We start from the raw sequence: 19,419 nt of genomic DNA, 5'->3' as shown, positions 1-19,419 counted from the left end.
GATTAGTCACAATTTCTAACAAAACACGCAGGAAGCAGGAGTTTCTTTATGAATGGTGCAGGTGGTACCCGCGGTGGTGTCGGTCAGTTTTTTATTGGTTTAGTGATGATGTGTGGTGGTTTTTACATGCTGTTCAACGCTATCACAGTACGTTCAACGTTTGGCATGGGCACTTCGTTGTACGGCTTCAGAGCGTTTGGTGGAATGTGGAGTGTCACCAGCGGTATGGTCATGATCCCCTTCATTTTTGGCGTTGGCCTTATTTTTTATAACAGTAAGAACATATTGGGATGGATTTTAACGATTGGATCGCTGGTTGCGCTCACGTTCGGGGTCATCTCTTCAATTCAGTTCAATATGCGCTCGATGACGGCCTTTGATTTGATCGTTATTCTGGTGCTTTCGGTCGGTGGTGTTGGGCTGTTTTTGCGTTCACTTAAATCTTTCCCAGAAACGGCTGAATAAGGATATTCGCGGTCATCTAACCTTCTTTTTTTGTTCACCTGATTGCCATTCCCCGAGCTAAAAATGGCGCTGCTTCAAATAGCAGAAACTGTCGGCGCAAAGCCGCAATACAGCAAAAGCCATCAAGCTTGGGGGATACAGGCTATGTATGATTCAGATTTCGTCATGATCACTTTTTCAGTTTTGGCGCTGGCCCACCTTATTCAAGTCGGAACTGATTGGTTTGATTATTGATCAATATCAGACCCCGTCGCGTTAAACAAAGCCTACTCGTTTTTAAAGGATACAGAGATGACCAGAGTGGCTGTTATCGGGGCGGGGATATCAGGCGTTGTGGCTGCTTCTAAACTGCAGAAGCTTGGCTATCAAGTGGACCTATTTGAAAAGTCTCGGGGTCGGGGAGGCAGGATGTCTACCCGACGACTTGGTTGGGCGGACGTCGACACAGGTGCACAATATTTCACCGCCAGAAGTGATGAGTTCAAAGCCGAAGTTGAGCGCTGGTTGTCTACCGGTGATATAAGCCAGTGGGAGTTTACTCCCCAAAAAGCCATTGATGGTCAGTTGGTATCCAGTCCTGACACCGAAACGCGCTATGTTGCGATGCCGAGTATGAGCAGTTTGGCCAGGCAGTATGCCAAGGACCTAAACCTGTATCTCAACAGGCGCATTGTTTCTGCAAGCCAGAAACCGAGATCATCATCAAAGAACGCCCAGTGGACAATAAACGATGAATCCGGACAGGAGTGGGGACCCTATCAATGGTTGGTTTCCAGCCTGCCAGGAGATCAGGCAAAGCAGCTGTTCTCAGAGCATCACGATATAGCTGCGCGTTTACCCAGGCAGAGCCATTTGCCGTGTTGGGCTGTAGCGCTTGTTACCCGGGGGGAAGTGGATCCAGGAATTCAAGGCGTATTTGGAGGCGACATGGTCTCCTGGGTTTCCAGGTTATCAGCAAAGCCTGGTCGAAGTTTGCCTGAAGATGGTGATGACCTATGGCTACTCCATTTCCAACATTTGTGGTCGAAAAGCAGAGGCAAAGATTGCAGTGAGCAAGTACTCCAGGAGGGTGTTGAATGGATGAAAAAACACCTGGGCCCAGCACTGACTATTCATCACCATTACATTCACTACTGGCGCTATGCTCAGGTATCTCCTCAGTGCCAATTAAGTGGGCCGATCGTTTGGCCGGAACAACATATAGCTTTCATTGGTGACTGGACAGCAGGTGGTAGGGTCGAGGGGGCCTACTTGTCAGCGGTGCAATTAGTTGAACATTACTTCTCTCACAATCGTATGCGTGAGGTATCAACTCCTGACAAGATCTTGAGTTGATAAAGGGTTGAATTTTGCGCCTGCAAAGTAACGGATGGCTCTGGTCTCTACATGAATCCTGATGACCTTTACTTTATGGTTGTAAAAATTTCTGACACTAAAATATTTTTTAAAACAATAAGTTACTGTTTGTTAAGGTAAAGCTAATTCGGCGCCTGTTGGTTGCAAAATAAACAGGTGATTTAACGTTTTTGCTACATTAGAATCGCCAGTTCTTGATAGACAAACGTTAAACAAAAGAGAGCTGTTCGCAATGAAGTATCTGCGATTTCTTTCCATTTTATCTTCTTTCACAATAGGGCTAATTGGTTGCACATCGACCAACTATTTGGTAGCTGATTCTCTAGGAGAAGGTTGGGAGATAACCCTCGTCAACGGGTTTCACTATCCAGTAAGCCTGAGCAAACTGGGTGGCAAGCTCTATATCGAATGTGATGAACTGCGCTTGTCAGGCGAATATAGTGTGGCGGCCTCAGGAATGAGCCTTAAAACACCTGAAGACTCGCTTATGCGGCGCGTGGAGTTTCGAATGCTGGATGATCAACGCTGGGTCATCACGTCAGCGAGATCAAACACCTCACAGATGTCTCATCTGGTTGGCGCGAAGTTAACCCGCTCTTAATGTGCGCCTAACTGCCTTTAGTCAGTGTCTGTCGAAGAAATCTTTCCTCCGAATGTATTTGCCCATTGCATGATAAGTGATGGGCATCATCAGCCAACTTGTTAAGGTTTTCAGAAGACGAAAATGTTCTGACACGTTTTCATAGATCTTGTCATTGTGCAGCCATAGCATTTTGCCCACATGCCAATAGAGTCCAGGCACAGGCGGCATGAAGGTGACGATATCTAAGTCACAACATATTCGGTAGGTACGTTGGTGCAAAAGGTACTTCTTTTGAAAGCTCCAAGCCCCGACGCCAGGTTGACCAAAGGTCACTACGCGCTTCACGGAACCAGAGTACAGACGCTCGAGTCTATCTGCGGCCAATACCGCCATGGCGCCCCCTGAAGAGTGACCTGTCAGCGCCACTCGCTTTCCCTGTTTAATCAGTGGTGTGAGCACCTCAACCAGGCGATTAAATACGGTCATAGTGGGATTGACCCGCTCCTCGGAAACATCCTCGTGGTCCATGATAACCGGCGGGCTGGGTTGTTCGAGCAGACGTGAATACCCCCAGTGGACACGATATTGGCAGGCGCCAAAGCGTCTTTTTACTGGCATAAAAGCCAAATTAATCAGCCAGTCAGGCAGGCTTTGGCTTCCTCTGAAAACGACGACTACCTCTTTTTTCTCGCCCCAAAGGACGCGAATGGATACTCTGCCCGAGGCGTCTTTTACATCTCGCCTGCCGGCGACTGCAAAGCCGAATTCGGTATGATCGAACTCTTCAGGGTAGGACGCTTTGCATAACAAGGCGTAGCGTTCGTATTGGTAACTTTTAAGCTTTTTCAAAGGTCTGTAGCGGCCAAAAGTGTCGGCCTTAGCCTAGCGGCAAACAAACGCCAGAATATGTCAATTTGAAGACGTTTTTGTGTCAGTCGGCGCTTTTAGCGTTGTCAGAAGGGCGGTTTGTTTTTGCTAACTGTTCGGTCAAAAGTGTCACTTGCTTTTGAAGCTGAGCGATATCGTTTCTAAGGTTGATCACTGTGTGCTGCTCTTTTCTTTCATCCTCTTCGAGTAACCAGGAAGCCACAAAACCGGTGAAGGTGCCGAAGAGACCGACCCCCGCCACCATCAGCATCGCAGCAATCACTCGGCCACCTGCCGTTACCGGATAGTAGTCTCCATAGCCAACGGTCGTCATGGTGACAAACGACCACCATAGCGCATCTCCGCCCGTCTCTATGTTAGCTCCTGGGACATTTTGCTCTAGCTGTAGAATGGCGATAGCAGCAAAGATAATCAGCAACAGCGAGACGGTGCATACTAAGCTGAATGAGCTCTCGGCTTTATGCCGCATCACATAGCTGATCAGCACCTTGGTAGAGCGTACCGCGCGCAGAATCCGCACCACCCTAATCACTCGTACGACTCGCCCGTATCGTAATGGATCGAGCATAGGAATACTGGAGATGAAATCTATCCAGCCCCACTTCATAAATTTGGCGCGATTCTCGGCGCGATAGAGACGGATAAAAAAGTCGGAAAGGAACACCATGCAGATCAGGTTATCTGCCGTGTTCAGAATTTGGTTAACAGGGGCTGGCAGCTCAAACAGGCTCTGTATCATCAGCGCGAGTAATACATAAAAAGAGAGAAACAGCAGTGCTATCTGAAACGGACCTATCTGCTCTTCTTTCTCTGTCTGCGCCACTTCTTGCTCCTAGATCTACAACTGCGACAGCTTCTCTAGCAATCGTTTGTCGTGACCATAGATATCCTCAAACAGGAATAGTTCCTCGTTGCTGTCCACAACTGCGGTCAGATAGAGGATTGCAACGATAATCGGTTGTTCCAAATTGACCTGTTTTGGTTTGGCTTCCGCTAACACTGCATCTACCTTAGAGCGATCCCATCCCTGTTGCTTAAACACCCATTCAGCGAGTGCCGGCACATCTTCAACGCGAATACAGCCAGCACTGAATGCTCGCACCTCTTTGCCAAACAGCGATTGCGCAGGCGTGCCATGCAGGTAGACGTTATTGGCGTTCGGGAAGATGAATTTGGCCTGGCCTAACGCATTGTGCGCACCGGGGGTTTGTCTAAGTAGTAGCTCTCCCTTTTTCAGACGCTCTATATTTTCCGCCGTGGCGGCGACTGTGGGGGCCGTTTTGCTGAAGAACTCCACCATCTCGTAATGGTGTGCGGCAAGGTAATCGGGGCCATCCACGTTTGGTAGGATGGACCGGCGGAGAATGCTGTTGGGAATATTCCAGTAGGGCGTGAATACCACATAGGTCATGTTTTCTCGGAATATTGGGGTTCGATAGCGTGTATAGGTCTTGCCCACGACCACGTTCATAATCATTTCTGGATTTTCCAGCGGCCCATCAAATGCTCGTAACTTAAATTCAGGTACATTGACGATGATGTAGCGCTGTTCTGGTGTATGCCTTGGCAACCAGCGCGTGCGCTCCAGGCTGGTGATCAGTTTGTCGATCCTGGCTTTCCAACTTTTATTCATCGCGGCCAAGGTCCGTTTTCCAACAAGGCCGTCGGGATGCAGACCGTGCAGTCGCTGTATGCTCTCTACTGCTTCAATCCAATCGCCTTCATATATGTCACTTTCGGGAGGCGGTATGGCACCAATCAGCGCCATTCGTTGGCTTAACGCAAGCGCAAACTCTGTGGGTAACGGGTCGCCAGGATGAAGAGTTTTAGGGAGCACAGCAGGTGTTAACTCGCCCTCCTTACTCATGGGTAACCACTTAGACAAAAGTTTTTGCAGTTGGTGATAAATGTTTATCGGCGGAGCTTGTTCGTAAATAGCTTCGTCAGGTGATTTACCCTGTTCTATTTCAGAGAAAAACGTGGGGAAGTCAGCTGGGCTGTGCATCACAGGCAGGCCCAATTGAAGGTCGCCGGGGGTGACACGCCCATTTCTCAGGTCATCAACAAACTGCATGGTGGAGAGTGTTAGCAGCAGCTCCAACGCAACAGGGTTATTCTCACTATCGCCTATCGCAAGCTCATTCAGCCTATCCAAAAGATAGTGCTCTGCTATTAAACCGTCACTTTCCGCATCGGCAAGACGAGCTAAAAGGGCACTGCCTTGCGCGTTTAATTTGCTGTTCTGGTCCAGCCAAAAAGGTTGGTAAGCGCGGTTCTCATAGAGCGTCACCAAGGAAGGGTAGAGGGCGCCCATATCTCTGAAATGTGCTATCTGTTCCGGCGGCGCTTGTTCCAGCTGATGTGCGATAGCGTCCATCATTGTGGCGGGGGTGTCCTGCCCAAAAACCGGCGTAGAAACCGACGTAAACGCTGATAACAAGCAACCGAAAAGTGCGAGCTTCCATTGCTGAATCTGTTTCATTTTCATTGCATTAGGTTGATAGAGTCACCCAACAATGAAAGCAGAGGATCAGCTTGGCTGCCAGCCCCAGAAACGCACACGGCCACAATCAATGTGCACAAACTGGTCCTTGGGATAATAACCTACGCCGCCCAGCTTACTTTGCCAGGCGATATCCCTTATCGTTGCCAGTTCAGCACCCTGGATACGGAAATCGATCGCTTTACCCTGCATATGCAGGCTGCGCTTGGCAACACCACCACTTTTGTTGGCCAAGTTGGCGTTGGTTTTTGGTGAGCGATAGCCGGAAATAATACCTATCTCACCATCCACACCAGAGGACTGCCAGACGTGGTGTAAGAAATCCAAAGTGCGAACATCAATCGGATGCACTTCGCTAGTTCGACGGTCACGCAGCAAGTGCGCGATCTTCGCAAGCGAATCTGCGTTGTATCCGTCCGCATTTGCATAGGTCAGCTGCAGGCGTTCACCGGTATGCAGATTAAAAAGAGAAAGGGATTTTTCGCTTTGTGCCGACTGCTTACTGGCAAACACACTCAAGGGAGTGGTGAGCGCCATTGCTGACGCGGAGCCAGCAATGGTCTTTATGAAGGTACGTCGTTTCATAGCATTGTATGACCCGACAAGTGCTCAAAAGTTGCACAGTTAAGCGCATTTTCGTGCCGGGCCCGGACTTACAGCCAGCGGGTTCTACTTAACTCTTTGATTTAGCGAAGCTGACTTTGCCGAAATCATCCAGTACTGAATAAAACGCAGGCACCATAAATAACACCAACGCCGTCGAGGCAAATATCCCGAATACCACGGAGATCACCAGCGGTTTTATCACTTGCGCCTGCAGGCTGGTCTCCAGCATCAGGGGCAACATGCCCGCAGCGGTTGTCATTGAGGTAATGAATACTGCCCGGAAGCGCTCTCGGCTGGCCTGAACCACGGCATCATGGACTGAATCACCTTCTTCCACGTGATGACGTATGTACTGTACCAGCAAAATGGAATCGTTCACGACAATCCCCGCCAGGCTGACAAACCCCATAATGGAGGGCATGGACAAGCTGTAGCCCAAAAGCAGGTGGCCCCACAGCACGCCAATCAGCGCCAGCGGAATCGCTACCATCACAGTGAATGGCTCCAGATAGCTTCTGAACTGCAGGCTGAGAATGGCAAACACGCCAAATAAACCGATCATAAAGCCTTTCGCCATTGAACTACCGGTTTCGGCGCTCTCTTTTACCTCACCTTCAAACTCAACTCGCAAGCCGGGGTATTCGTCCAATAGTTGTGGCATCAACTCCTGGCGGAAAGTCGCCAGTACCTCATTGGTATTGGCTTGGCCAACATCAACATCACCCAACACACTGACGGTACGCAGACCGTCGATACGCTCAATGCGCACGTAGCCGCGCTGAAATTCAATATGTGCCAGAGAGGCCAACGGGATCTGTTTGTCGCCAACGGTGATAGGGAAGTTGAGCAGATTGCTGAGTTTGGCCGCATCGGTTTTAGCCATCTTCAGGTCGATCTGAATATTTTCCGGGCCCACCTGGATCTCATCCGCTGTTTGATGGAAATAGGCCCCGCGTAGCTGGCTTGCCAGCATTTGACCGTCGATGCCGTAGACCTCTGCGCCAGGGCGCAACGTCACCTTAATCTCTTCCTTACCCGGACGCATAGTATCGAGCAGACCATAAACGCCTTGGAATTCGCCCAAATAGCCTTGTACCCGATTGGAAACCTCTTTCAGCAGGTCGAGATCGTCGTGGCGCAATCGGATCTCAATAGCACGGCCTGCAGGCCCCATCTCCGGTTGTTTGAACACCATAGAGAGTGGTGCCGACAGCGCCCCGGTTTGCTCTCGCCACTGGCGCACAAAATCGTGCAGCGAGCCGTTACGTATCTCGGCACTCAGCAAATCTGCACGTACTGTAGCAACGTGAGGACCGCTTTCTTTGGCATCGTAGTTAAAGTTGTATCTTTCGGTGATGTGCTGGACATAGGACTCGCCATCTTCATTGGCGGAGAATTCGTCATTCACCTTGTTTGCCGCATCAATCAGATGCTGAACAATGGCTTCGGTTTCACTCAATGGTGTACCGGGGGGCAGTACTACGCGCGCTTCGACGATATCACCATCCAGCTCAGGGAAGCCGATAAACTTGATCGCGCCACTGCTGATAAGTGAAATCGACACCAGAAACACACCCAATACACCACCTAGAAAGGCATAGCGCCAGCGAACGACCCATTCAACAGTATTCACTAATTGATTGTTCCTGAACTGTTCAAAGCGTTGGTTGAATCTGTCGCGTAGTGAGCCATTTGATGTCGGCTCTGGTTTACGCAGCGCATGCTCAAGGTGATTCGGTAGAATATAGAATGCCTCAACCAAGCTGATCGTCAGGATCAAGATCAGGGTCAGTGGCACCACTTTCAAAACGCTACCCATCTGCCCCTGCAAAAACAGCAATGATGAGAAGATAAATACCGTGGTCAGGAAAGAGGAGATAACGCCGGGCGCCACTTTCTTCACGCCGCTGATAATGGCATCAACGCGGGACAGTCCACGCTCGGTATGCGACGCAATCGATTCGGCGATCACAATAGCGTCATCCATCATGATGCCGATAGCCATCAGGAAGGCGACTAGGGTCATTACGTTCACCGAGAGGCCAAACAGCGGCATCATGGCGACGGCAGCAAGGAAGGCGACGGGCAAACCCATCGCCACCCAAAACGAGTAGCGGAAACTGAAAAACAGCCACATGGTGAGAAACACGAGGATCACGCCCTGATAGCCGTTCTTAATCATCATTGATAAACGATCTGCTACCAATGAGGACATATCGTTGGTTACCTGCAGCGATACGCCATCAGGCAGTGTCGGACGGATCTCATCGAGCAGGGTCAGTAGCCGCTCTTTTACCCGTAGGACATCTTCCTCTTTGTTTTTACTGATGCTCAGCACGGCTGCTGGCTTACCGTCAAAAACAATTTTCTCCTCGTCTAACTCAAACCTATCGGTGAGCTTGGCAATATCGCCTAAGCGTACGACGCCGCCATCACTGTTTGAGCTGATCACGGTGCGGGCCAGCGCATCGGGCGCGACTTTCTGTTCGTCGAATCGAATAAGGATGTTTTTATCCAGCGTTTCTATTGTGCCGGAAGGCAGTCTGACGTTTTGGCGGCGTAACTTGTCGGCGATCTCTTCGACGGATAATCCCAAGCGGCGCATGTCTGTGAGTGACAACTCAACGCGGATCTGGTGGTCTGAAAAGCCAGTGATCTCAACCAGTTTCACACCCGCTTCCAGCTTAATACGGCGTTTCAGCTGTTCGGCATACGCCTTTAGCTCAGCCATCGGCAGGTCTGCTACCAGTGCCACATCCAGCACTCGGTCATTCATCTCAAGCTCGGTGACAATGGGCGCTTCCGCTTCTTCCGGGAAGTCGTTCACCGCATTAATCTGCGTTTGTACGTCCAGCAGCATACGGCTGACATCACCGGCCGGGGTCAGTTTCAGGGTGAGGGTAGCCATGCCTTCGACCGCTTCACACCTCACTTCTGCGATGTTGGATAGCCCGTCGACGGCGTCTTCCATTCGCAGGCAGAGGTTTTCCTCGGCATCTTGTGGTGCTGCGCCAGGCAGCACTATCTTTGCCTGCACATAGTCAAACTTAAACTCGGGAAATGTCTCGCGTTTGATGGTGGGGATCACCATCAAACCCACCAGTATCATCAGCAGCATTAACAGGTTGGCTGCCGTGGGGTGCCGGGTGAAATAGCTGATCACTTCTGCACCTCAACATTCAGTGGTTGCAATGCCATGCCCGGCACGGCGGGCAATAGGTCGGTTAAAACAACTTTGTCGCCAGCCTTTAGCTCTGCTGCAACGGCAACATCCTGATCGTGGAAGAACTGCAGGCGGGCCGGGATAATGCGCAGCTTGTTTTGTTCGTCGAGCAAGTAGATCTTGTTGCCATGTAGGGCTTTCTTAGGCAGCAACCAATGGGGTTTAGGTTGACCTGAGATCTCTGCTCGTAAAAACATACCGTTCACCAAGGGTGGCTTAACGCCGGGTTCAATTTCCTGCCAGATCTGCTCCACTTCAAGAAAGATGCCTACCGTTGCCTGGCTGGGGTCGATGGTTTCGCTAATTCGATCGACTGACGCGGGCCAACGGAAATTGAAGTCCCATCCTTCCAGTATTAGTTCTGCTGTCATTCCCAACTCGGTTACTTTTCTCAGACCACTTTCGCCCGGCTCAAAGTTCAGGCTACCGACCAATGTGCGCATATCGTGAATCGATACCTGTGAGTGCACTGTCATCAGTTGCATACCATGGGCGGTGATCAGCTCCTGCTGTGCAGACACTACTTGATCCAGCTCGGCGGTGACATTAGCAATACGTGCGGTAAAGGGCAGGGTGATGGTGGTTTTTTCCAGTTTCCGTGCCGCTTCTGCCACCCGCGCGGCGGCTTGTTTTAACTGTGCTTGCAGAAGTTCGGTTTCATTAGGCAGTAGGATCAACTGGTTATCTAACTCCTGCACCTTTTGCCGTTGCTGTAGCAGATTTTGACTCTCCAGGTCGACTTCAGATTGGCTCACCAACTTCTGTTTTTTCAGCTTTTGTTTTCTTGCTAATTCCTGCTCAGCGAGCGTGAGTCGTTCGCGCTCAATCTGAAGTGATAGAGAGAGGTTTGTCTCCTGAAGCGTTTTTCCTTCCAGCTGAACCTGTATTGCCTGATGATCGGCTTCCGCTTCAGCAAGGCTGATCTCATAGTCGGTTTTGTCGATCTGAAGTAACACCGTGCCTTGTTTCAGCATCTTGCCTTTATAAAGGTCAGGATGGCGATAAACCACGCGGCCACTGACCTCAGCAATCGCCTGCCAAATGGTCTTGGGTTCCACCCTGCCAAACCCTTCAATGGTTGGTGCCACTTGCTGTGGCGTCACCACCAAGACGTCGACATCAACGGCATTTCCGGCGGACTCAACCAAAGGCGGTTTAGATCGAAATATGACCGTGGCGATCAACACCAGTAATCCGGCAGCAATGCCGAGCACAAACAGGCGCTTCTTAGGCTGAAGTTGTTTCAGAGAAACCATGAGTAATCAGGTCCTTGTTATGTTTAGCTAGTCTTTCAAGAAATTGTTCGTTCAGGGTCAGCCCCTGGATTTGTAACATCGCGGGTGGGATTAAAAACGGAAACACCATCAGGCTGATCACCGTTAACCGCACCAGTTCGGGATCGAGTCCCTCACGCAGATTGGCTTTTGGTATCGCTTCAGAGATCTTTTTGTCGAACGTGCCATGCACTTGTTCGAACAGGCGCTGGATAATCTGACGTGTAGGATCATCTTCGGGTGATGACATGGCCCGCTGGATTAACTTTGGAAACGCCGGCAGAGGTGCCATCGTTTGGTAGTAAGTTGCGATAATGTCGCCCAAACCTTCGACTGAGGCGTCGGAAGCAAACTGCTCCATCTGCTCAGCCATCTTGTCGATAAACTGCTTACATATCGCCTCAAATAGACCGGCTTTATTGCCAAAGTAGTAGTGGATCATGCCGATATTTGATTGCGCACGTTCGGCAATCATCCGGGTACTCACCTTGTGATAAGGCAGGGCGGTAAACAGGGGAGCTGCCACTTCTAACAGCCTTTGCCTGACGTCGGCTTTCTCTGAATCATGTTTCGTCATGGTGTGATGCTTCGGCTCGACTTAATCAACTGATTAAATTTTAGGTGGCTAGCGGCTGGATGGGCAGCAGTTTAATTCATCAAAACTAAGAAACTGATTAAAGTAGTGTAAAGACAGCAATCCTCAGGCTACCGAGTGGGTGAGCTTTATGTTGTTGTCATCAGTAGACGCTTTGCGGCTTTTATTAGAGAATTCTGCGACGCCATCCGGCAGTACTTTTTGTCCGTAGGTGACTTGAACGTTACTCTCGTTAGCCAAGAGCCAGTAACAAAGAGTCAGTAGCAAAGGTCAGTTGATGAAAGTAGAAGAAACAAGTGATTCTGAATTGAAACCGGGGGCGCAGTCCTTCATCGAGAAGGTCGGTAAAAAGATCCCAGATCCTGTCATTATCTTTATGTTCTTGTTGGTATTTTCTCTCTGTTTAACCGCTGTCATTGGTGGGCTGCAGTTTGAGACTCAGGGGGCCGATGGTGGCGTCGTTGTCCATACCATTAAGGATATGACCGCCACTGAAAATGTTCGTTGGTTGTTTGATAATGCGTTATTGAAGAATTGGCTTGGCTTTGGCCACGGCGTATTGGGCGTGATCCTTATCGTCATGCTGGGTGTGGGTGTGGCTGAACACTCCGGCCTGTTAACCGCCATCATCAAGCGTATGGGCACCAAACTCCATGACCGCTTTCTAGCCCCCGCCGTTGTTTTCCTCGGTATTATGAGCTCTCTGGCGACGGACGCGGGATACCTGGTACTGATTCCGCTAGCGGGTATGTTGTATGCCGGTTTGGGGAAGAATCCGCTTATCGGTATGGCAGCCGCGTTTGCCGGTGTATCAGCGGGGTTCAGTGCCAACCTTATCCCTGCTACCCCAGTTGATGTGATCCTGGGTATGAACGCAAAAGTGTTTGCAGAATCTCAGGGAGTGCCTTTCGCCTCAACCGATGGTACGCCACTGACACCCGCGACCATGCATTACTACTTTATTTTTGCCTCCACTTTCCTGCTGGCATTCCTGGGCGCATGGGTGACCAATAGATTTGTCGCGCCCAAGCTGGAAAAGTGGGACTACCAATTGCCCGCGGAAATCGACTTCTCAGACTTCAGCATTACACCGGAAGAGCAGCGCGGCTTGCGAGCGTCTTTTTGGGGACTGCTGGCATCTCTGGCTGTTATCTTCTTTCTCGCGACTGGCCCGCTGGCGCCTTACGTAGACGAGTCAGGTAACGAAGTGGTCCCCTATCTGAATAACGTGATCCTACTGATCGCGCTGGTGTTCGTGATGGTAGGTGTTTCGTTTGGTTATGCGTCAGGTAAGTTCAAAAAGTTGGCTGATGTAGTACAGGCGATGGTAGCGCAGATGAATACCATGGGTTACATCCTGGTGCTGACCTTCTTCTGCTACAACTTCCTGGGGTTGTTGGGCTTTTCCGGGCTTGGCACCTACGTAACGTATTTAGGCGCCAGCTTCTTGGAGTGGCTGGGGCTGCAGCAGTTCCCAATACTGCTAATCATCGGCTTTGTGTTGACTACGGCCGTTATCAACCTGTTTGTTGGCGGACTGACGTCGAAATGGATGCTGCTGGGGCCGATCTTCATCCCCATGTTGTATCAGGTGAACCCTGCAATGACGCCTGATATGGTGACAGCGGCATATCGCGTGGCTGACTCGTCTACCAATATCATCACGCCGATGATGAGTTATGCCGGGGTGATCCTCGCCTTTATGCGTAAGTACAAACCTGACCTTTCGTTCGGTGACTTGATTGGCATGATGATCCCATACTCCGTGGTGTTCCTGATCTCTTGGACCATTTTGCTGGTGACGTTCTTTGCTTTTGGGATCCCGCTAGGGTTCTAATCACCGTTCGAGCTTCACTTCAAAACAAAAAAGCCTGCTGAATGCAGGCTTTTTTTATCTCGGTTGTAGGTTGCCGATGATGAACTAATTACTCAGCCATACCGGTAAACACTTCTTCCATGCTCAGCTCGGTCAGCTGGTGGATGGTGTGCCACAGGTAATAAAGAATAGCGGCCAACATCACCATTGAAGGGATTACGATCACCGGGTAACTCAGCAGTGTCATGCGCCCCAATTCTTCGTTAAAGGCCGCAGTACCCGCTGGGCTGGTAACAATCCATTTAGCCAGTACATAGTTCATCACCGAAGAGAAGAAGAAGGTACCCGCAAGTAGGAAGTTGGACAGCTTTAAACGGCGGTCAAAGTCGCTGACATTGTTTTTCTCGTTCAGCACTTTCTCAACCAATTCCACGTTGAGCAGCGCAGGGTTAAACAGCAGCTTTCGTACCAACGGATAAGGAGTAAACACCGAGCCCGCGACAACCAGTCCGATCAACCCGGGGACGGCGGCTTCTTTAATTGCCAACCACTTAGGGTCCAGCTCCAGCAAACCAATACCACCGGTGAGCATGACACTGATTATCCCCAGCAGTGCTACCCAATTAAACTTGCGGTAGCGGATCTTCTCAAACAGACCCCAGCTAAGGGGAAAGGAGAGGGCCAAAACCAAGGCGAAAACGGGGCCAAGGGCGGTTTCGTCACTAAGCTTCATCAGAATGACGGAAGGGATAACAATGCTGACCAACAGATCAATGAAAGTACGGGGTTTGTGTTCTGCCGGGGGGCGCTGTTCTGGAATAGACTGCTCGGTCATCGAATCTCTGTGTATCTTTTGTTTCAAAGTTGGGCCCAGCTTAGCAGATGCCAGCCCAACAACAACCTCGGCAGTTGTAAGGATTGTTGTATGAGGAGGAGCTGTGTCATCTCAGGTTTAAAGCCTTGCACGAAATAAAGGCAGTTTGTGTGCAACAAAGCTTACACTCCATACGCTATCTATCTGACTACCAGGCTTTGACTGCAAAGGGCTGCTCGCCGACCATACCTCTTTTTGGTTAGGGATTAACGGATGAAAGTTGCCGTGATTGGTGCTGGCGCGGTAGGTGTCGGCGTATGTAACTACGTAATTGCCATGGGTAGCTGCTCTGAGCTGGTTCTTTTGGATATGAAGAAGGCCAAGGCGGAAGGCGAGTTAATGGACTTCGGCCACGCGAACTCTCTAACCTTCTCAAAGAATATAAAGCTCAAAGCTGGCGACGACTATGCCATGGTCAAAGATGCTGACATCGTGGTTGTGACTGCGGGTGCTCAGGTAAAAGAGGGCCAATCTCGTCTCGACCTGGCTGAGATAAACAGTCAAATCACGGTTGATATTGCCAGACAGATCGAGACCTATGCGCCGAATGCCATTCTGGTGTTGGTGACTAACCCCTGTGATATCGCAACACACTTCATCGTTAAAAACACCGGTTTTGAGGCCCATCAGGTGATCAGTGCCGGCTGTATTATTGATACCGCCCGCTTGATGAAATTGGTATCGGAGCGTGTGGAAGTCGATCCAAAAAATGTCTCTGGCTACATCCTGGGTGAACATGGTTCACACTGCTTTATGCCTTGGAGCCTAGTCGGTGTTGCTGGGCAGCCCATCGATTACTACTGTGACCAAAACGGCTATGACCGAATGGATCCTTCTGAGTTGTTGGATGCGGTGCGTCAGGCGGGGTTTGAGATCTTCAATCGCAAACAGAACACCACGCACGGTATTGCTGCCAGTGTGTACCGTTTGATCCAGGCTATCACTATCGATGAGCACTCTATCTTACCTGTAGGTACATTGCTGCAAGGCGAATATGGGCTGCAAGATGTGGTAATCAGCCTGCCTACCATCATCAACCGTCAGGGCGCTCACAAGGTACTTGAGCATCCATTCAGCGAATATGAAACACAGCAGCTGCAGGAAGTTGTCGCCACGATGAAATCGCTGGTGGCGGATGTGGCAGAGAAAACTGGCCTGAAAGCCTGAGCAGTTTGATAGTATTCCGTTGTACATTGCATAAGAGCATAAAACGGTGCCATTAGTATTCACGACACCGTTTTTACGCGAAGGTTATTTCAGCTTAATCACTGACAGTGTATGTGGGCGACCTGCTGATTTGTTGACCATCTCCGGGCTATCAAATACGGCGTCAAAGTTCATAACGATAACCTGATCACCTCGTACGATTACTTCGGATGGGCCATCTAGTTCGCCGTTAGCACCGTCACTGTCACTATTTTGTGCCAGCAGTTCCAATTCGCCCTGCATGTTGATGGCATATACTGCGTTGTTGAAAAGGTCAGCAATATAGATTTTATTGGTGCCTGCGTCGTAGTACATGCCATCGGTTGCCTTCATACCTGAGGCAAATGGAACCGTTTTTATTTTGTTGCCGTTTTCATCTATTAAAGTTTTAACAACGGTGCCTTCTTCCATAATAGCCGTGTATAGATTTCCCTCGCCATCAAAGGCCAAGCCGTTTGCGCCAAATCCCAGCTTTGCGCTGGAAACAAAGGTTTCAAACAGATGAGGATCGTGATTTCTGTTGTCCTTATAGGGTGTTATCTCCAACGGGTTTTTGGCATCCAGTTCATCGAGACTTACTTTATATACGCCACTCAGATGCTGACCTTGCTCTGTTTTTAACACAGTATCAGAGATGAATAGATCGTTGCCTTTCCAGACCACAGCATTGGGAAACAAAAAGCCCGTTGCGACGACTTCGGTGTTAACTGCCGCGCCATCTTGAAGGTTGATGCGAAGAATACGCGACTGATACATACCCCCTTCAAACCACATCTGCATGTCTGCTACATACAAATTGCCGTCGGGACCAAAATTGATCCCCATTGGGGCGATCTGCTTAGTGACAGGATGAAGGTCTGCTTCACTGAATCTGTACCAATGTGAGAGCTGATTATCTGTGCCTAGCTTGCCAATAGTCGCCATTTTCGGCGCGCTGATGTGTCCCGCTTTAATCAAGCTGCTGTTATGGAAGTTGGGAGATGAGAAATAAACATTGCCCAGCGAGTCAATATCGGCACTGGCTGGTGAATTGAAATTATCTGGCATGCTAACCAGTAACTGTGACTGCTGTTCTGTTGCCATAGTGACAAACGGTGTGGTAAGTAACATCACAATTGCGAGTTTGAACAAACTATTCATAACAATCCTAACGGTCTTAGTGGTCGAAGGGGCGATTTATCATAGTTGGCAAAATGTTAGTTGATAGATGTCTTCATGATTAGCCACAGAATCTATAAACACCTTCAACGAAACCAATATAACAGGTACTTTTTAAGTATATTTTCAATGATATCTTAAAAGTGTTTCTCCCTATTTCTCCATTGTTGTAATGGCGCGCTCGCTCTAAATTCAACTCAGTGTTTTGGATAGGCTCGGTAAGCAGGCTAGCGCCTCAAACTGGCATGCGCGAAGGCATTAATCGCTGAACCTGAATCGAGTACTCATTGCATAAAGGCCAGGAGACGACAATGTTTAATAACAATGGTTGGATTGTTGAAGCCAAGTTGATTGAAGGGGAGTTGGAGAACTTCAAAGCGGTTATGAATTCTCAAATTGCTCAAGCTTTGACGGAAAAAGGTACGCTCAACTATCAATATTACTTATCTGATGAAGGTGATGTTTTGGTTTATGAGCGCTTTGCTGACCCAGAGGCTTCTCACGAACACATTGACAACTGGAATGCACATGTTGAGCGTTGGATCGCAGCGGCAACGCCAACACGCATGCTCCACCTGGGCGATCTGCCAGAAGATGTGCGTCAGCGACACGCAGCACTTTCACCGGTCTGGTTGAAACCTCTGGGCGGATTTGCGAGGGAAGATGCAGACGGTAGTTTGCTAGTCAAAAATGGCAATACCAGCTTCGAAAATTTTGGTTGGATCGTTGAAGCAAAGCTAAATGAAGGTCAGCTGAAGAATTTTAAAGCGGTCATGACTTCGCAAGTTGAACGTGCTCAGAGCGAAGCGGGCACACTCAATTATCAATACTACATGTCAGATAACGGCGATATTTTGGTCTATGAACGTTTTAAGGACCTAGAATCGTCTTACATCCATATTGAGAATTGGAATGATCATGCGGAGAGTTGGATAGCGGCGGCAACACCGAAACGCATGGTCCATTTGGGAGATCTACCTGAAGCGCTCAGGCAAAAACATGCAGAATTGACTCCGTTGCTGTTAAAGCCTCTAGGTGGCTTTGCCCGCTAATCGTCCGAGCTTATAAATACCATATTGAGGAAACAAAATGACGCACCCAATTATCCGCGACCTGAACGCGCGTTATACCACCAAGAAGTATGACGCCAGCAAACGTATTTCTCAGGAAGATATGAAAGTGATTAAAGAGGCGCTACGCATGTCAGCCTCCTCAATCAACTCGCAACCTTGGAAGTTTATTGTGATTGAGTCTGAGGCGGCCAAGCAGCGTTTTCACAACACCTTTGCCAACATGCATCAGTTTAATCAGCCTCATGCAAAAGAAGCATCACATACCATTTTGTTTGCCTACGATCCTTACTTTACCAAGGAGAAGTATGCCAAGCGTGTTGATGCCGAGGTTGCATCTGGTCACCTGCCGAAAGAGATGTATGACAACATGATGGGGGCCTATGCTTTTGCCGAGGCAAATACGGATGAAAGTGGTTACAACGGTGGCTGGACCAAAGCCCAGCTCTACATTGCTCTGGGCAATGTGCTTCATACGTTAGCGCGCCTAGGTATCGACTCAACGCCGATGGAAGGGGTGGATCCCGATCTGATTGGTGAAGAGTTTAAGCAGGAACTGGATGGTCATGTCTGTCAGGTTGCACTGGCCATGGGCTACCACCTTGAATCAGAAGACTATAACCACGGACTGCCCAAAGCACGTATGAACCTCGAAGACGTGGTTACTACGCTTTAAAGACTGTTCTGCTGAGCTTCAAACATTAAAAACGCCTGCGCTTGTTGTTCAATAATTAGTCCAACAACAAGCGCAGGCGCTATTGATTTTTTAGAGGCCTCAAGCAGTGAACTAATTTACCAGTACGATCTTTCCTACAGTGCGTTGTTCACGTATCTGTTTCAACGCATCTCCAACGTCGGACAAGCTGATTTCCGTCAGCTTTTCGACCTGAAGTTTGCCTTGTTCCAACCACGCTGAGAAATCAGTACCGGCACGGACAAGATCGGCCACGGCTTTGACACCATTGCGGTGACCTGAGCCCAGGCTGAGTTGATGGAAACTCAGGCCCTTCATAAAGGCATCAGGGTAGAGTTCCGGCCTGACGGTTTGCACCAGTTCAACCATCTCGCCTTCATATCCCAACACACTGGCACAGAGAATATCGTTGTCGCCACCGACCGTATCCAATGCGATGGGGACGCCCGCGCCGTCTGTGATTTTCAGTAGCTCACTGACCACATCTTGCGAGCGGTAGTCGATGGCATGAGTTGCTCCCTGGCTTTTTACAAACTCATGATTTATCGCTGAGCAACTGGTGATCACTTTTTCCAAACCAAAACCGCGTGCTATCTGCAGTGCAAAGCTACCCACACCACCTGAGCCACCCGCCACAAATAGGGCGTTGTGCCTTTCAATATCCAACTTGTCGACCAACGCGCGCCACGCTGTCCAACCCGCACAGGGTGTCGCGGCAGCAATTTCAGGTGCCACTTTCGGCATCGGGATCAGGGTGGCTGCGGCATGAATAGCGAATTCGGCAAACCCACCATTGGGGCGGAACATATCACCGTGATACAGCACCTTGTCGCCCACTGACCAGCCAGAAACCTCGCTACCCAGTTCGACAATTTCACCTGTCACATCCAGGCCCGGCACCCAATCAGCATTCATGCCGGGCGCGGCACCATGCCAGAGGTTGATCTTGGCATCGACTGGGTTTAGTCCGCAGGCGAGCACCTTGACCAGCACGTCATTTGGGCCAGGGGAGGGCAGAGCTTTGTCTGTGTATGAAAAGGTATCGTTGGCTGGGTTGTAACAGGTCGTTTTCATAACGAGTAAATCAGTTTCGGAGAGTAGGCTAATA

18 protein-coding genes are annotated in these 19,419 nt (G+C 49.7%); 8 read left to right on the top strand and 10 right to left on the bottom strand.

Annotated features, from left to right (window positions below):
* The first annotated feature begins 48 nt into the window (after positions 1–48).
* From ABEA14_RS17805 to ABEA14_RS17790, 4 genes are all read left to right on the top strand, one after another.
* Positions 49–465, top strand: coding sequence for a hypothetical protein (locus ABEA14_RS17805; RefSeq protein ID WP_345341950.1), 417 nt, complete (start codon positions 49–51; stop codon positions 463–465).
* 63 nt (positions 466–528) lie between these two features.
* A complete protein-coding gene (locus ABEA14_RS17800; protein ID WP_345341948.1) occupies positions 529–699 on the top strand; it encodes a hypothetical protein in 171 nt (56 codons plus the stop codon).
* A 57-nt stretch (positions 700–756) separates the two neighbouring features.
* Entirely contained in the window at positions 757–1,800 is a 1,044-nt protein-coding gene (locus tag ABEA14_RS17795; protein ID WP_345341946.1) for an NAD(P)/FAD-dependent oxidoreductase, read from the top strand.
* A gap of 253 nt (positions 1,801–2,053) precedes the next feature.
* Positions 2,054–2,422, top strand: a complete 369-nt coding sequence (locus ABEA14_RS17790; RefSeq protein WP_345341944.1) for a hypothetical protein — start codon at positions 2,054–2,056, stop codon at positions 2,420–2,422.
* Between the two features lie 21 nt (positions 2,423–2,443).
* Here ABEA14_RS17790 and ABEA14_RS17785 read toward each other — a convergent pair whose 3' ends face one another.
* The 7 genes from ABEA14_RS17785 to ABEA14_RS17755 all read right to left on the bottom strand — a co-directional run bounded on the left by ABEA14_RS17785 (position 2,444) and on the right by ABEA14_RS17755 (position 11,475).
* Positions 2,444–3,253: a lipase family protein gene (locus tag ABEA14_RS17785; RefSeq protein WP_345341942.1), complete on the bottom strand. Its 810-nt coding sequence runs from the start codon at positions 3,251–3,253 to the stop codon at positions 2,444–2,446.
* 82 nt (positions 3,254–3,335) lie between these two features.
* Complete coding sequence (locus tag ABEA14_RS17780) at positions 3,336–4,115, bottom strand: potassium channel family protein (RefSeq protein ID WP_345341940.1); 780 nt, start codon at positions 4,113–4,115, stop codon at positions 3,336–3,338.
* Between the two features lie 15 nt (positions 4,116–4,130).
* Positions 4,131–5,774, bottom strand: a complete 1,644-nt coding sequence (locus tag ABEA14_RS17775; protein ID WP_345341938.1) for a L,D-transpeptidase family protein — start codon at positions 5,772–5,774, stop codon at positions 4,131–4,133.
* 48 nt (positions 5,775–5,822) lie between these two features.
* Positions 5,823–6,380 (bottom strand): peptidoglycan L,D-endopeptidase MepK, encoded by a 558-nt coding sequence (mepK, locus tag ABEA14_RS17770; RefSeq protein ID WP_345341936.1) that lies wholly within the window; start codon positions 6,378–6,380, stop codon positions 5,823–5,825.
* Positions 6,381–6,468: 88 nt separating this feature from the next.
* On the bottom strand, positions 6,469–9,564 hold the full coding sequence (locus ABEA14_RS17765) for an efflux RND transporter permease subunit (protein WP_345341934.1): 3,096 nt from the start codon (positions 9,562–9,564) through the stop codon (positions 6,469–6,471).
* The gene (locus ABEA14_RS17760) at positions 9,561–10,880 is read right to left on the bottom strand and encodes an efflux RND transporter periplasmic adaptor subunit (protein WP_345341932.1); all 1,320 of its coding nucleotides are present in this window, start codon (positions 10,878–10,880) and stop codon (positions 9,561–9,563) included. Before ABEA14_RS17760 ends, ABEA14_RS17765 begins: the two co-directional genes overlap by 4 nt.
* On the bottom strand, positions 10,852–11,475 hold the full coding sequence (locus ABEA14_RS17755; RefSeq protein ID WP_345341930.1) for a TetR/AcrR family transcriptional regulator: 624 nt from the start codon (positions 11,473–11,475) through the stop codon (positions 10,852–10,854). Before ABEA14_RS17755 ends, ABEA14_RS17760 begins: the two co-directional genes overlap by 29 nt.
* Before the next feature lie 295 nt (positions 11,476–11,770).
* Between ABEA14_RS17755 and ABEA14_RS17750 the strand changes: the two genes are divergently transcribed.
* Complete coding sequence (locus ABEA14_RS17750) at positions 11,771–13,330, top strand: AbgT family transporter (RefSeq protein ID WP_345341928.1); 1,560 nt, start codon at positions 11,771–11,773, stop codon at positions 13,328–13,330.
* Positions 13,331–13,418: 88 nt separating this feature from the next.
* Here ABEA14_RS17750 and ABEA14_RS17745 read toward each other — a convergent pair whose 3' ends face one another.
* On the bottom strand, positions 13,419–14,144 hold the full coding sequence (locus ABEA14_RS17745; protein WP_345341926.1) for a VC0807 family protein: 726 nt from the start codon (positions 14,142–14,144) through the stop codon (positions 13,419–13,421).
* Between the two features lie 252 nt (positions 14,145–14,396).
* Here ABEA14_RS17745 and ABEA14_RS17740 point away from each other — a divergent pair, with 252 nt between their 5' ends.
* A complete protein-coding gene (locus tag ABEA14_RS17740) occupies positions 14,397–15,350 on the top strand; it encodes an L-lactate dehydrogenase (protein ID WP_345341924.1) in 954 nt (317 codons plus the stop codon).
* Between the two features lie 84 nt (positions 15,351–15,434).
* Here ABEA14_RS17740 and ABEA14_RS17735 read toward each other — a convergent pair whose 3' ends face one another.
* A complete protein-coding gene (locus tag ABEA14_RS17735) occupies positions 15,435–16,529 on the bottom strand; it encodes an NHL repeat-containing protein (protein WP_345341922.1) in 1,095 nt (364 codons plus the stop codon).
* Positions 16,530–16,858: 329 nt separating this feature from the next.
* On the opposite strand from ABEA14_RS17735, the gene ABEA14_RS17730 reads away from it, so the two are divergent.
* Positions 16,859–17,599, top strand: a complete 741-nt coding sequence (locus ABEA14_RS17730) for a putative quinol monooxygenase (protein ID WP_345341920.1) — start codon at positions 16,859–16,861, stop codon at positions 17,597–17,599.
* Between the two features lie 37 nt (positions 17,600–17,636).
* Positions 17,637–18,293, top strand: a complete 657-nt coding sequence (locus tag ABEA14_RS17725; protein WP_345341918.1) for a nitroreductase family protein — start codon at positions 17,637–17,639, stop codon at positions 18,291–18,293.
* A 111-nt stretch (positions 18,294–18,404) separates the two neighbouring features.
* On the opposite strand, the gene ABEA14_RS17720 is transcribed toward ABEA14_RS17725, so the two are convergent.
* The gene (locus ABEA14_RS17720; protein WP_345341916.1) at positions 18,405–19,385 is read right to left on the bottom strand and encodes an alcohol dehydrogenase catalytic domain-containing protein; all 981 of its coding nucleotides are present in this window, start codon (positions 19,383–19,385) and stop codon (positions 18,405–18,407) included.
* Positions 19,386–19,419: the final 34 nt, after the last annotated feature.

Source organism: Corallincola platygyrae, assembly GCF_039544265.1.
Taxonomy (GTDB): Bacteria; Pseudomonadota; Gammaproteobacteria; order Enterobacterales; family Neiellaceae; genus Corallincola; species Corallincola platygyrae.
The sequence above is the reverse complement of the archived record's forward strand: the minus strand, read 5'-3'. Positions and strand labels throughout refer to the sequence as shown.